At 34.7% G+C, this 14,352-nt stretch carries 10 protein-coding genes; 9 read left to right on the top strand and 1 reads right to left on the bottom strand.

Going from position 1 to position 14,352, the window contains the following annotated elements:
• Nucleotides 1-257: 257 nt before the first annotated feature.
• From V7S76_RS08560 to V7S76_RS08520, 9 genes are all read left to right on the top strand, one after another.
• Entirely contained in the window at nucleotides 258-2,678 is a 2,421-nt protein-coding gene (locus tag V7S76_RS08560) for a type I restriction-modification system subunit M (RefSeq protein ID WP_459509670.1), read from the top strand.
• Nucleotides 2,669-3,913: a restriction endonuclease subunit S gene (locus V7S76_RS08555; RefSeq protein ID WP_459509669.1), complete on the top strand. Its 1,245-nt coding sequence runs from the start codon at nucleotides 2,669-2,671 to the stop codon at nucleotides 3,911-3,913. Before V7S76_RS08560 ends, V7S76_RS08555 begins: the two co-directional genes overlap by 10 nt.
• 54 nt (nucleotides 3,914-3,967) lie before the next feature.
• Complete coding sequence (locus V7S76_RS08550; RefSeq protein ID WP_459509668.1) at nucleotides 3,968-5,707, top strand: ATP-binding protein; 1,740 nt, start codon at nucleotides 3,968-3,970, stop codon at nucleotides 5,705-5,707.
• 194 nt (nucleotides 5,708-5,901) lie between these two features.
• Nucleotides 5,902-8,940, top strand: a complete 3,039-nt coding sequence (locus V7S76_RS08545) for a type I restriction endonuclease subunit R (RefSeq protein WP_459509667.1) — start codon at nucleotides 5,902-5,904, stop codon at nucleotides 8,938-8,940.
• Nucleotides 8,930-9,658, top strand: a complete 729-nt coding sequence (locus V7S76_RS08540) for a M48 family metallopeptidase (protein ID WP_459509666.1) — start codon at nucleotides 8,930-8,932, stop codon at nucleotides 9,656-9,658. The genes V7S76_RS08545 and V7S76_RS08540 overlap by 11 nt, the downstream gene beginning before the upstream one ends.
• Before the next feature lie 426 nt (nucleotides 9,659-10,084).
• Nucleotides 10,085-10,438: a type II toxin-antitoxin system RelE/ParE family toxin gene (locus V7S76_RS08535; protein ID WP_459509664.1), complete on the top strand. Its 354-nt coding sequence runs from the start codon at nucleotides 10,085-10,087 to the stop codon at nucleotides 10,436-10,438.
• Complete coding sequence (locus V7S76_RS08530) at nucleotides 10,428-10,718, top strand: helix-turn-helix domain-containing protein (RefSeq protein ID WP_459509663.1); 291 nt, start codon at nucleotides 10,428-10,430, stop codon at nucleotides 10,716-10,718. Before V7S76_RS08535 ends, V7S76_RS08530 begins: the two co-directional genes overlap by 11 nt.
• A gap of 332 nt (nucleotides 10,719-11,050) precedes the next feature.
• Complete coding sequence (locus tag V7S76_RS08525; RefSeq protein ID WP_459509662.1) at nucleotides 11,051-11,290, top strand: hypothetical protein; 240 nt, start codon at nucleotides 11,051-11,053, stop codon at nucleotides 11,288-11,290.
• Nucleotides 11,274-11,582, top strand: a complete 309-nt coding sequence (locus V7S76_RS08520; protein WP_459509660.1) for a type II toxin-antitoxin system RelE/ParE family toxin — start codon at nucleotides 11,274-11,276, stop codon at nucleotides 11,580-11,582. Before V7S76_RS08525 ends, V7S76_RS08520 begins: the two co-directional genes overlap by 17 nt.
• Before the next feature lie 103 nt (nucleotides 11,583-11,685).
• Here the strand turns inward: V7S76_RS08520 and V7S76_RS08515 are convergent, their stop codons facing one another.
• Nucleotides 11,686-14,253: a TonB-dependent receptor gene (locus V7S76_RS08515; protein ID WP_459509659.1), complete on the bottom strand. Its 2,568-nt coding sequence runs from the start codon at nucleotides 14,251-14,253 to the stop codon at nucleotides 11,686-11,688.
• Nucleotides 14,254-14,352 lie beyond the last annotated feature (99 nt).

Genomic DNA, 14,352 nt, shown 5'->3' with positions numbered 1-14,352 from the left:
GAACCAACGATATTTTTTAACACTTTCATTTATCAGTCCTTTTAATGATTTATGAAAAAAACAAATAAATTTAAAATGTAAAAGAGAAATAAACCTTCACTAAATTATCATGATTGCATATGTGAAGGTTTGTTTCGGCTATTTACAGTGCGGCAACATGCCAATATAACCAACCGCACAAATGTGCACATTTGGTTTATTAAAACTATCTTTACCGACACAAAAACGGATTAAAAATTAAAAGATTAAGACAATAAATGGCAATTAAAAAATCAGAATTATACAGCTCCCTATGGGCTAGTTGTGATGAACTAAGAGGCGGAATGGATGCCTCACAATATAAAGATTACGTACTTACAATGCTTTTTGTAAAGTACATTTCAGATAAGTATGCTGGTAATCCAATGGGATTGATTGAAATACCAAAAGGTGCATCATTTGATGACATGGTAGCCTTGAAAGGTAAACCAGACATTGGTGACCGAATCAATAAAGAAATTCTTAGACCATTGTTTTCTGCAAACGGATTAGAAGGTTCAATGGAATTGGTCGATTTCAATGATGATGATAAACTAGGTAGTGGAAAAGACAAAGTGGAAACCCTTTCTAAATTGATAGCTATCTTTGAAAACCCTGGACTAAACTTCAAAAATAACCGTGCTGAGGATGATGATGTATTAGGTGATGCCTACGAATTTTTAATGCGTCACTTTGCAACAGAATCTGGAAAAAGCAAAGGTCAATTCTATACGCCAGCCGAGGTGTCTCGAATTTTATCAAAAGTAATAAGTGTTGATAAAGCAGACAAACCTTCTTACACAGCGTATGACCCAACATGTGGTTCGGGTTCACTTTTATTAAAGGTGGCGGATGAAGCTCCGAATGGTCTAACCTTATATGGACAAGAAAAAGACATTGCCACCAAAGGATTAGCCATCATGAATATGTGGTTGCATGGATATCCAGAAGCTTCTATATCTGGAGGAAACACCATCTCAATGCCTCGCTTCAAAGAGAATGATGGAACGTTAAAACGATTTGACTTTGTTGTGGCAAACCCTCCATTTTCAGTAAAAAACTGGGTTACTGGTATCAATCCAATGGATGATGAATTTAAACGATTCAGAGGTTATGGAGTACCACCAGAAAAGAATGGTGATTATGCTTTTTTATTGCACATTGTTGCATCCTTGAAAAGCACAGGTAAAGGTGCTGTGATTCTACCTCATGGAGTTTTGTTTAGAGGGAATGCTGAAGCAGAAATTCGTAAAAACTTATTACAACGCAAATGGATAAAAGGAATTATCGGTTTGCCAGCCAACTTATTCTATGGAACTGGAATACCAGCATGTATAATTGTCATTGATAAAGAAAATGCAGATGACCGTGAAGGGGTTTTCATGATGGATGCCAGCAAAGGATACATAAAAGATGGTAACAAAAACCGTTTGAGAGAACAGGACATTCACAAAATAGTGGATGCGTTCAATCACCAATGGGAAATTGATAAATTTTGTCGATTAGTTCCTTACAATGAGATTGAAAAGAACGAATACAATCTTAACATACCAAGATATATTGATACCCAAGAGGTAGAAGATATTCAAGATTTGAATGCTCACTTAAATGGTGGCATCCCTCAAAAAGACATTGATGCATTGCAAGAATTTTGGACGGTATATCCTAATTTAAGAAAGGATTTGTTTACTCCAATTCGTGAAGGTTATGCCAAATTGAACGTTGAAAAGTCAGCTATAAAAAGCACCATTTTTGAACATTCCGATTTTATGCAATACGATACGCAATTATATAGTTTGTTTGAAGATTTCAAAAGTGTGAATCATTTTAAAATGAATGCTATTTCATCTGACACCAAACCCAAAGATTTTATTAAAACCATTTCTGAGGACATATTAGAGCGTTACGGAAACAAACCATTGATTGGTCAATACGACATCTACCAACACTTGTTAGATTACTGGAACGAAACTCTAAAAGATGATGTGTATTTGATTGTTGAGGATGGTTGGGTTGCTAATGTAAAACGCATTTTAGAAAAGAACAAAAAAGGTACTGAAGTTGACAAAGGATGGACGTGTGACCTAATTCCAAAAGAATTGGTTGTCAATAGATTTTTAGCAAGTGAGTACCAAGAATTAGTTAGCATTGAAACTGAATTAGAAAGCTTACAATCCGAAATAGTATCTTTTGAAGAAGAACACGCTGGTGATGAAGGTATTTTGTCAGATGCAACCAACGATAAAGGAAGCATTACCAAAACAACCCTAACTGCTTTTATAAAAGACATTAAATCCAATTCAGCTGAAAAAGAAACGCTTTTAATAGCTAATGATTTGTTGAAGCTTTTCAACCGAGAGGCTGAATTGAAAAAAGACCAAAAAGAAAAAGTAATAGTATTAGATAATTTAACACTTAAAACCTTCAAAGAGTTAACGGAAGGAGATGTTAGAACGCTTGTAGTGGATGACAAATGGTTAACAAGTATAAAAACCTCCATACAGACTGAAATAGATGCTATTTCACAGCGTTTAACAGGTAGGGTGAAGCAATTAGCCGAACGCTATGAAAACACTCTTGTAGAGCTGGATAAAGAGACCAAAACACTCGAAAACAAAGTTAGTACTCACCTTGAAAAAATGGGTTTAGTATGGAGCTAATGGAAAAATATGGTTACAAACAAACTGAAGTGGGAAGGATTCCAGAAGATTGGGAATTAGTCTCATTAGACGATGTTTTTACATTTTATAATACATCTAGTTATTCAAAAGCTCAGATGTCAGAATATGATGAAATCGGATGTATTCATTACGGTTTAATTCATGCTATACCAAATTCTCAGTATAATCTTAAAGATGGAATTAAATATTATGTTTCTAAAAACCAAGCAAAATACGAGTTTGTAAAAGATGGCGATGTAATTATGGTTGATGCATCTGAGGACTTAGAAGGAGTTAACAAATCTGTTGAAGTATTTGGAATTGGTAATCAAAAATACATATCTGGATTGCATACGTATTTATTGAGAGATAAGAATTTAAAACTTGCTGACAACTTTAGAGGTATACTTTTGAATTCCAAAAAGGTAAAAAATCAGATGCTTCAACTTGCTGTTGGTATGAAAGTATTTGGTGTTTCAAAGACACAATTAATAAATGTTTTACTACCTCTTCCAACGCTCGAAGAACAAAAAGCCATAGCCACCGCTTTAAGTGATGTAGATGAGTTGATAACCAATTTAGATAAACTCATTGCCAAAAAGAAAGCCATCAAACAAGGTGCTATGCAACAGTTGTTGATGCCACCACATAAAGGAGGTAAGAGGTTGGAAGGGTTTAGTGGTGAGTGGTTATATTTAACGATTGAACAAGTTGCTGATTGTTTGGATAATTTACGAGTTCCTTTGAATGGTGAGCAAAGAAACAAGATGCAAGGAGATATTCCTTATTGTGGAGCAAATGGAGTTGTTGATTTTGTAAATGATTTTGTAATAGATGATGATATCATTTTAATTGCAGAAGATGGTGGTTATTTCGATGAATACAAAACGAGACCAATTGCATACAGAATGACAGGAAAATGTTGGGTTAATAACCATGCTCATATATTAAAATCAAAGAAAGGTTATAGCCAAGGATTTCTTTACTTTTCATTAGTCCATAAAAACATACTTGATTATATTAATGGAGGTACAAGAGCAAAGTTGAATAAGGGCGAAATGTCAAAGATTGAATGTTGGTTTCCAAATAAATATGAAGAACAAAAAGCCATTTCCGAAATACTTTCTGACATGGATTTTGAAATCGAGCAATTAGAGTCTAAAAAAACAAAATACCAAAGTCTTAAACAAGGTATGATGCAAGAATTATTAACAGGTAAAACGAGGTTGGTATGAATTTAATGTTAAAATTCATTTTTATAGATTATAACACTTTTATCCTAGACTAATATGACTATAGAAAAATTAATACATTTAAAAGAATCTGAAAATAAGGTTGAATTTAAAGAGGCTAAAGGTGGAAATATTTCATACAACGGAGGCTTAAAACCAGACCATAGAGACAGAAGAAGATGTATATTGGGTTATGTTACAGCATTTGCAAACGAGTGTGGAGGGTATCTAGTTTTTGGTATTAAGGAAAGTAAGCCTCATATAGTAGTTGGTACTGAACAAAATCGTGATCGAATTGGCGAACTTGAGTCAAACATTTATAGAGATACAGGTATTAGGGTTTCAGCATTTGAGCTATATGACGATGATGACTCTAAAAGAGTTTTAGTGCTTCAAATACCATCAAGACCTATTGGTAAGGTATATAAATTTGAAGATGTACCTCTCATGAGAGTTGGAGAGGAATTAAAGCCAATGTCAGATGAAATCTATCTAAAAATAATTCAAGAACAAGAGCCAGATTTTTCAGAAAAAATTTGTGAAGGAGTTTTAATTGATGATTTGGATGATAATGCAATTCAAAAGATGAAAGTTGCATATGCTAGAAAACAAAACAATACTCAATTTTTAACATTACCTAAAAATCAAATATTAACTGACCTTAATTTAGTTCGAGATGGTAAAGTTACAAATGCAGCAGTAATTTTACTTGGAAAGGAAAAAGTCATTAAAGAACGAATACCTCAGTCTTGCATACAACTTGAGTATCGTCACGAAGAATATCAAATTGTTTTTGATAGACGAGATACATTTAATGGTCCATTCTTTTTAGAAGCTGATAAACTATGGGATACAATTAACCTTAGGAATGGTAATATTCCAATCCAAGAAGGCCCATACATATTTGATATACCATTTTTTAATCAAGAAGTAATTCGAGAGGCTATTAATAATGCAGTGGCACATAGAGACTATCGATTATCAAGTGAGTGTGTAATTAAACAATTCCCTTCAAAATTAGATATTATTAGTCCAGGTAGACTACCGCTAGGAGTTTCTGTAGATAATTTACTTACGACACCAAGTACCCCTAGGAATAGATTATTGACGGATATACTTCAAAAAACAGGTATTGTAGAACGGTCTGGGCAAGGAATAGATAAAATTTTTTATCAGACTTTAAAAGAGGGGAAAACGGAACCAGATTATTCAAAATCTGACGATTTTGCGGTAGAATTAATTTTATCTGCTGTAATTGAAGATAAAGCATTTGCTCTGTTTATTGAATCAATTCAAACAGACTCTACGGAAGGAGAAAAATTATCTGTATCAGAAGTGATACACTTAAATCAATTTAGAAAAGAGAATAAAAATTTCATTATTGATAAAGTAGTGGTTTCTAAGCTTCTTGAGCGTGGGTTAATTGAACAAAGAGGAAAAACTAGTGGAACTTATTATGTTTTATCTAGCCTTTACTATGAGTTTTCAGATGAAAAAGGAAAATATAGTAAAACTAATTGGGATCAAACCCAAGCATTGATGTTAATTCTTGGACATTTAAAGAAATTTGAAAAAGCAAAAATGAAAGATTTCGTTGACTTATTTCAAGGAAGGTTAACTAGAAAACAAGTTCGTAGCACAGTTGATAAACTTGTAAAAAACAAAGAGTTAAATCAACAAGGTGTAGGGCCTGGAACATATTATACCGTGGGTGAAAATTTTGTAAAAGGAATGGAGCTTTTAGGGAAAGCTATTGAAATAGGTATAAAACAATTAAAAGAGGATGGGGAAATCTAAATATAAAGGCTAAAAAAAAGGCCAAATAGTATATTAAAAAGATCCTAATTATGACAATAACTTTTTCATAACATTAATAATCAAGCCTGTTTTACACTAAAAAAGATTTTTTAAAGGGCCAAAAAAAGGCCAAAAAAAAGGCCAAAAAATGAAACTTAACTAATTAAAATAATGTGTCACAACACTATTTCAATATGAGTAACTATATAGGTAAATCAGAACGTACTTCTCAAAATAGAGTTTTAGACTTATTTCAGAAAGTATTAGGATACAACTATCTTGGTGACTGGCAAGAAGAAATTCGCACTATTCCTGTTGAAGAAACAATTTTAAAAAAGCATTTACATTCAAGAGGTTACTCTGAAACATTAAGTCAAAAAGCGGTTGATGAATTAGTAAAATCAGCTAGTAATTTATCTAGTGGTTTGTATGCATCTAACAAAGAAGTATACAGTTTATTGCGATATGGTGTTACCGTACGTGATGAGTTAGGAAGTCCAAAAGAAACGGTTTGGTTGATTGATTGGAACAACTTTGAGAATAACGATTTTGCAGTTGCTGAAGAGGTAACCGTATTGGGTAAATACAATAAAAGACCAGATATTGTAATATATGTTAACGGTATTGCTCTAGGAATTCTGGAATTAAAAAGAAGTAAAGTAAGTGTTGAAGAAGGAATTCGTCAGAATTTGGACAACCAAAAACCAGAGTTCATACAAAATTTCTTTACCACCATTCAATTAGTTCTAGCTGGAAACGATACACAAGGCTTGCAATATGGAACGATTGAAACATCGGAGAAATACTTTTTGAAATGGAAAGAAGAATGTGATAAGTCATTTGATTACATATTAGACAAACACGTTTTTCAATTATGCGAGAAAAACAGGTTCTTAGAGCTGATTCATGACTTTGTAGTATTTGATAAAGGTGTGAAGAAATTATGCCGTCCTAATCAGTATTTTGGTATAAAAGCAGCACATGAAAACATCAGAAACAAACAAGGTGGTGTTATTTGGCATACACAGGGTTCTGGGAAAAGTTTAACCATGGTTTGGTTAGCCAAATGGATTCGTGAAAACGTTGCTGATAGCCGTGTGCTTATCATTACTGACCGAGAAGAATTAGACGACCAAATAGAAAAATTATTCACTGGGATAGACGAAAAAATCTACAGAACCAAAAGTGGTAGAGATTTAATCAATGTACTAAACGCTAAAACAGAAATGTTAATTGGTAGTTTGGTGCATAAATTTGGAAGACAAACTGACGAAGGTGATTTTGAAGCATTCATAAAAGAATTAAAAGAAAACCTTGGAAGTGATTTCAAAGCCAAAGGAAACATCCATGTATTTGTAGATGAGTGTCACCGCACACAATCTGGAAAGCTTCATGATGCCATGAAAATGATTCTACCAGATGCTCTTTTTATTGGTTTTACGGGAACACCTTTGCTTAAAAAAGACAAACAAAAATCAATCGAAATTTTCGGACCTTATATTGGTAATCCCTACAAATTTGATGAGGCTGTTGAAGACGGAGTTGTACTAGATTTGCTATATGAAGCTCGAGATGTTGAACAATTCGTAACTGACCAAACTAAGATTGACGAATGGTTTGATGCTAAGACAAAGGGTTTAACAGACGTTGCTAAAGTCGAACTAAAAAAACGTTGGGGAACTATGCAAAAAGTTCTCGGTTCAAAATCTCGATTAGAAAAAATTGTAGCTGATATTATATTTGATTTTGAGACAAAACCAAGGTTAAGTACTGGAGAAGGAAATGCAATGCTGGTATCAAGTTCTGTTTATCAAGCTTGCAAGTATTACGAAATTTTTCAGAATAATAACTTTAAGAATTGTGCTATTATAACATCCTACGAGCCACATCACTCAGATATCAAAGGTGAAGAAACAGGTGAAGGATTGACTGAGAAGTTGATGAAATATGAAGTTTATACTAAGATGTTAAATGGAAAGACAACAGAAGAATTTGAAGATGAAGCTAAAGCTCAATTTATAAAAGAGCCAGCTAGAATGAAGCTGTTAATTGTAGTAGATAAACTTCTAACTGGATTTGATGCACCTTCTGCTTCTTACTTGTATATTGACAAAGGAATGCAAGACCATGGCTTATTTCAAGCTATTTGTCGTGTTAACAGAGTAGATACAGAAGATAAAGATTATGGCTATATAATTGATTACAAAGATTTATTCCATAGCCTTCAAAAATCTATCAATGATTATACATCAGAAGCATTTGATATGTTTGATGAGGATGATGTTATTGGCTTGTTGAAGAATAGAATTTCTGAAAGTAAAGATAGATTAGAAACAGCTTTAGAAACAGTAAGAGCCATGTGCGAACCTGTACATCCTAAAGACGAACCTAGTTTTATTAAATTCTTCTGTGGTAATACTGAAAATCCAGATGATATAAAGGCTACAGAAGAAAAAAGAGTAGCATTATACAAAGCTGTTGTAAAGTTGATTAGAGCATATGCCAACGTTGCGAACGAAATGCATAAACTTGAATATACGGAACAAGAAGCGGAGAAAATTAAGCAAGAAGTTCAGTATTATTCCGATTTAAGAGAAACCATTAAACAAGCAAGTGGTGATTATTTAGATTTGAAGCGTTTCGAGCCAGGGATGCGACAGTTGATGGATATGTATCTAAATGCTAATTCAAGTAAAAAAATATCTGACTTTGAGAACAAATCACTAGTAGATTTGATTATCAAACTAAGAGATGAATTAGAAGGTACACCAGAAGATAAAAAGCGTGGACGACAAACAGCAGTTGCGGAAACCATAGAGAATAATGTTCGAAAAGTAGTTAATGAGGAATCACAAACGAATCCAAAATATTACGAAAGAATGTCGAAGTTGTTGGATGAGTTAATTAAACAACGCAAGCAAGAAACCATAGTCTACAAAGAGTATTTGGACAAAATTAAAGAATTGGCTGAACAAGTATCCAATTCAACGTCTAGTCAATCTTATCCGAGTAACATCAACACTAGAGCTAAACAAGCCCTTTATGATAATTTAGATAATGATGAAAATTTATCCATTTTACTAGATGAGGCTGTTAAATATAATAAATTGGATGGCTGGAGAGATGGTGGTATCAAAGAAAAAAAATTAAGAATTGAGGTGAATAATATTATTGGAGACCCAGAGAAGACAATGAATATTATGGAAATTATAAAAGCTCAAAATGAATATTAATTCTAATCTTTTACATATCTCAAACATTGAAATTGATGTTATTAGAAAAGACATCAAGAACATGCACCTCGCTGTCTATCCACCTCATGGTAGGATAAGATTGGCTGTTCCGTTAAAAACGGATGAAGAGGTGTTTAGACTTTTTGCAATTAGTAAACTTGGATGGATAAAAAAGCATGTAAAGGGCTTTCAAGAACAAGCCAGAGAGACTAAAAGAGATTATGTATCTGGTGAAAGTTTGTTTTTTCAAGGTGTCAGATACTTGTTAGAGGTTCAAGAAAAGAACGGATATAGTTCGGTGAAAACTGAAGGAACAAAAAAAATTATATTAAAAATAAAAGAAGGTGCAACAACGGAAGAAAAAGCAATTGTTATGCGAGAATGGTATCGCAAACAATTAAAGTTGCAGATTAAACCTTTATTAGATAAATGGGAAAAAATCATTGAGGTTTCTACCAATGAATGGGGTGTAAAACATATGAAAACCAAATGGGGTTCATGTAATACCGATTCTAAAAGCATCTTACTCAACCTAGAGTTGGCAAAAAAACCACCAATTTGTTTAGAGTATATTTTGGTGCATGAGTTGGTTCATTTACATGAAAGAAATCATAACGACAGATTTGTATCCTTAATGGATAAATTTATGCCTAAATGGAGGTTACATCGTGATGAGTTGAATAAATTACCAATTGTGCATAACGATTGGGGGTATTAATAAGCACCTTGACAAAAAATATTAAAGTGAAATTTGACCAAAAACCATGAAAGACGATATTACCCAAGACATTCCCAAGGCTTATTTTGCCATTGATCAAGCAACGAAAGAAAGTGGATTTAGATAGGTTGCGACAACTTAATTTGCCAAATGAATGGGTGGAATCATCTCCGTGTCTTTGTGTTAAAAATATTCAATTGTTTTAACACAGAGGACACAAAGTTTTTCTCTTCTCCGGTTGCTGAGCTTGTCGAAGCACCTCTCTCCTCTCTTCCAAAAAATCAACAAGTTGATAAAATAATTCACTGATTTAAAACGGTTAGGGTATTTTATTACATTTGAAAAATTGACCAAAATAGACATCTAAAACGTTAAAAGTAAGGATAAATATTTGGCCAAATGTAACTTATAAATTACCTTTGAAAAATGAAAGTACGAGAAGTCGTAGCTTATAAAAATTATTTTGAGGATTTTTTGTTATCCCAATCAGGTAAGGTGCAAGATAAAATCTTTAAGATAATCGAAGCCATAGAAACCCTAGAAAGAGTACCGAGCAATTATTTAAAGTTTATAGAGGGCACAAAAGGATTATACGAAGCAAGAATTCAGATAGCCTCAAACATTTGGAGAGTTTTTTGCTTTTTTGACGAAGGAAGGCTTGTAATTCTACTTAACGGATTTCAAAAGAAAACGCAAAAAACACCGAAAAAGGAAATGGAAAAAGCAATGCGATTAATGGAAATGTATTACACGGAAAAAATCAAGAAAAATGAAAACTAAAAGCTGGACAAAAATAAAGGATCAGGTTTACGGAGTTAAGGGGACAGAAAGGCGTGATGAATTAGAAAGAGAGGTAGAAGGCTTCAAAATTGGCTTATTACTAAAAAAAGCCCGTGAGGAAAAAAAATTAACTCAATCTGAGTTGGGAGAACTTGTGGATAAGAAACGGGAATATATTTCAAGAATTGAAAACAATGGAAGCAATTTAACCCTAAAAACGCTCTATGATATTGTTGAAAAAGGCTTTGGAGGGAAAGTACACATTTCCATTGAGGTTTAAATGCTAATCTTCTCCGTGTCCTCCGTGTTAAAAATACTCAATTGTTTTTAACACAAAGAAGAGAGAAAAAATTCATACCATCACATAAATCAAATAAATCATAGTTCAGACAATGAGAAATATTTGCTCAAATATGAAATGTTAAAAGCCTTTCAGGAATATATCAACAAATTGATTTTATAGCTAAAAATATTATTTGTTAATTGAAATTTCCTATTTTTACCACCTAGGCAATTATTAACTATCCACGTTTGATCCAAAATTAGTTAATCTCCTTTTGAGATATCTTCATTTGAAATTATCACGAAATTTGAAAAAGAAAATTACCATACATGAAAGCTGAATTAAACTTACAAAGCAAAAAATTGGAATTGATTCAATGGCTATCAACTATTGAGGATTTGTCAGTAATTAACAAAATCATAGATTTGAAAAAACAAGAAAATAAAGATTGGTGGAATTTAATTTCTGACGAAGAAAAACAATCCATCGAAATTGGATTGCAAGACGCAGATGCAGGAAAGTTAAATTCTCATTCCAAAGCAAGACAACTTTATGAAAAGTGGTTATAAAATTCTTTGGACTGATTATGCTTTAAGGGAGTTAGAAATTACAATCGAATATCTACAATCAAATTGGACAGATAGAGAATTAAGAAATCTTGCTTTTGAGATCGAAGAAACGCTCAACTTACTTTCTCACAATCCAAATCTTTTTCAGGCTACTGATTCCAGAAAAGACATTCGGAGAGTTGTTATTGCAAAACATAACTCCTTGTACTACCGGGTAAAGAATAATACAATTGAAATTATTTCATTCTTTTCAAATCGTCAAAATCCAAATAAGAGAAAATTAAATTCTTAGTTAAATCCTCTCCGTGTCCTCCGTGTTAAAAATACTCAATTGTTTTTAACACGGAAGACACAAAGTTTTTCTCTCTTCCCGTTTTCTCTTTTCTCTCTTCTAACTAAAACGCATTCCTCAAGGTTATCCCAAACGTTCTTGGATCTCCCAAGACAGCAGCGTATTGGCCAGCGTTGCCAGCGCCGGGGAGTAATTGCTCAAAATAGTCTTGGTTCAATAAATTTCTTGACCAAAAAGCAACACTGAATCCTTTGCTAGCTCTAAATCCGATGCGGGCGTTTAATAGCGAGTACCCATCTACGTTCAAATACTTGGATGGCGAGGGACTCGATGAAAATCCTGTTCTCGTGTACGCATCTACCGCTACATAAAACTCTCCTGTTTGACCCAATAATTTCGATACGCTGGTGAATTCTCCACCAAAGGATCCTACCCATTTGGAAATGCCTGGCAGTGCGCCGCCAGAGATGTCTTTGAAACTGGCTCCGCCTGTTTCTTCCAAGGGCGTTGGTGCGTTGGTGAATTTCACATAGACTCCATCCGTATAGGATACGTTTCCGTAAAACGAGAAGTGTTTGGTTAAACTCCAGGTTCCATCTAGCTCCAAACCTCTTACTTGTACTTGCTCCGCATTGGCTAAATAACCTCTATTTACCGCTAAATCCGGTGTTTGTACCAAGGTTTGGTAATCTTTGATGTCGGTATTGTATAAAGTCAAATTCAAAGTGGTGTTTACACTGGGTTTGGTTTTTATGCCCAATTCCACATGCTTCACCGACTCCGGTTTAATCGTAGCTAATTCCGTCATGGGCTTTCCGCCAGAAGAAGGCAATCCACCCAAATTGATTCCCACGGGTTTGTAACCTGTGGAATAGGTCACAAAGGAATTGAAGGATTTGTTGACTTTGTAAGCCAAGGAAACTTGTCCAGAAAAATTGGTGTCGTCTACATTGGCATCAAAAGCTTGATTGCTATACACCAAATTTTTCAAAGCGATCAATACCGGATCTGTGGTGGCTAAACCGCCATAGGTTTCTCTTTTGAAAGTGATCGATTTTTTATCGTAATTGTAGCGCAAACCCGGCATTAAACTTAATTTGTTCGTCAAAGCAATGTCCAATTGTCCAAAAACCGCCGCACTTAAAGTATTCAAATTTTGATCCGTTTTGATACCGTATCCGTCCAATAATCCTGGCGTTTTCCATAAAGCACTGGTGGTGCTTTGCGAGAACCTCCAGGTGTCTTTGCCTGATTCTTCCAATTGAACAGGATCGGATTTTAGGTTTTGTCCAAAGACAAATGCTCCAAACACTGCACTTAATTGAGAGGAAAAGGTTCCTGCCCAACGCAATTCTTGCGACCATTGTTCGTGCTTGGAAGTAGCTTGCGATAATTTCAAAGCTTGTAATCCCGTAAAATCGCGGTCATTGGAGGGATCCCAGTTCCAATATCTCCAAGCGGATGTAGCAGTTAAGGTTCCTGGGCCAACTTGAATGTCAGCATTCAAGGAAATGCCACCTAAATCTTGGTTGGATCTCCATGGCGTATCGGTGTCTATCAAACGGTCAAATGGATTTCTACTCGCTGGAGTATAATTCAAATTTTTGATGATTTGCTCAAATTGGCGGTAATTAGCGCGTAAGGTAGGAACCACTCCCGCCAACACTTGGGCATAACCATTGGGTTTTTGTTGGGTCATGTCTGCAATCAAAGTCAATTTCACTTGATCGGATGGGACAAATAGCAATTGTCCACGGAAACCGATGTTGTTCATGTCATTCACCTTTTGCTGAGAAACAACATTGTACAAAAGTCCGTCTCTTTGCGTACCTGAAAAGGAAATTCTACCCGCGAATTTCTTGCTCAAAGGCCCTGTAATGGAAGCTTTGGCTTGAATAAATCCGAAGTTTCCGTAACCTAATTCAAATTGAGCACCAGGAGTAAAACTGGCTTTTTTGGTGGTTACGTTGAAGTTCCCAGCGGTGGTATTTTTGCCAAATAAGGTCCCTTGTGGTCCGCGCAAGACCTCCACTTGTTCTACATCAATAAAGTCCATGGTGGTAGCTGCCGGACGGGCGTAATAGACTCCATCCACGTAAAAGCCTACACCAGGGTCTATTCCATCATTGGTTAGACCAAAAGTGGTCCCTAAACCACGGATGCTTAAAGCGGTATTTCGTGGATTAGAAGAGTAAAGTTGGACAGAAGGAATCAATTCCTTTAAACGGTTAACGTTAAATGCGCCCGTCTCCGCCACTTTCACCCCTCCTACCACTGTTATCGGAATGGGCACATCTTGTACCGCTTCTTTTCTGCGTCGGGAGGTGACCACAATTTCGTTGAGTTCCTGAATATCTTCGGTCAAGAATATTTGCACGGGAGTTCCTTGAGCAATGTAATCTATTTTTTGGTAACCAATAAAAGATACCACTAAAGTGTAAGGAAATTTTTGACCCGTTTGAAAATAGAAATGTCCTTCGGCGTCTGTGGTTACTCCGTGAGTTGTTCCCTTAATAAAAAGAGAGGCACCAGGAATGGGCTCCTTGGTTTTGGCATCAAATACCTGTCCGCTTAAAGTGGAATTGATCACGGTCTTTGCTTGTTGCGCCGAAAGTCCAAAAGTCCAAAATAAAATTCCTAGTCCGAAAATAAAACTGCTTACCTTTTTCATATTAATCCTTGATTTACAATTACACTACTTAGTCTACCATTTTTGTAGATTATAATGCAAACATAAAAGGTAAATAATTAAAATGCAAAAATAATTGGG

This window comes from Aquirufa sp. ROCK2-A2 (genome assembly GCF_054558485.1).
Note: the sequence above shows the minus strand (reverse complement) of the source record. Positions and strands in the feature narration are given on the sequence as shown.

Bases quoted from the DNA above. Each gene is read 5' to 3' on its own strand.
- V7S76_RS08550 (WP_459509668.1), top strand. From the start codon at position 3,968: ATGACTATAGAAAAATTAATACATTTAAAAGAATCTGAAAATAAGGTT.
- V7S76_RS08555 (WP_459509669.1), top strand. From the start codon at position 2,669: ATGGAGCTAATGGAAAAATATGGTTACAAACAAACTGAAGTGGGAAGG.
- V7S76_RS08540 (WP_459509666.1), top strand. From the start codon at position 8,930: ATGAATATTAATTCTAATCTTTTACATATCTCAAACATTGAAATTGAT.
- V7S76_RS08545 (WP_459509667.1), top strand. From the start codon at position 5,902: ATGAGTAACTATATAGGTAAATCAGAACGTACTTCTCAAAATAGAGTT.
- V7S76_RS08525 (WP_459509662.1), top strand. From the start codon at position 11,051: ATGAAAGCTGAATTAAACTTACAAAGCAAAAAATTGGAATTGATTCAA.
- V7S76_RS08515 (WP_459509659.1), bottom strand. From the start codon at position 14,253: ATGAAAAAGGTAAGCAGTTTTATTTTCGGACTAGGAATTTTATTTTGG.
- V7S76_RS08520 (WP_459509660.1), top strand. From the start codon at position 11,274: ATGAAAAGTGGTTATAAAATTCTTTGGACTGATTATGCTTTAAGGGAG.
- V7S76_RS08560 (WP_459509670.1), top strand. From the start codon at position 258: ATGGCAATTAAAAAATCAGAATTATACAGCTCCCTATGGGCTAGTTGT.
- V7S76_RS08530 (WP_459509663.1), top strand. From the start codon at position 10,428: ATGAAAACTAAAAGCTGGACAAAAATAAAGGATCAGGTTTACGGAGTT.
- V7S76_RS08535 (WP_459509664.1), top strand. From the start codon at position 10,085: ATGAAAGTACGAGAAGTCGTAGCTTATAAAAATTATTTTGAGGATTTT.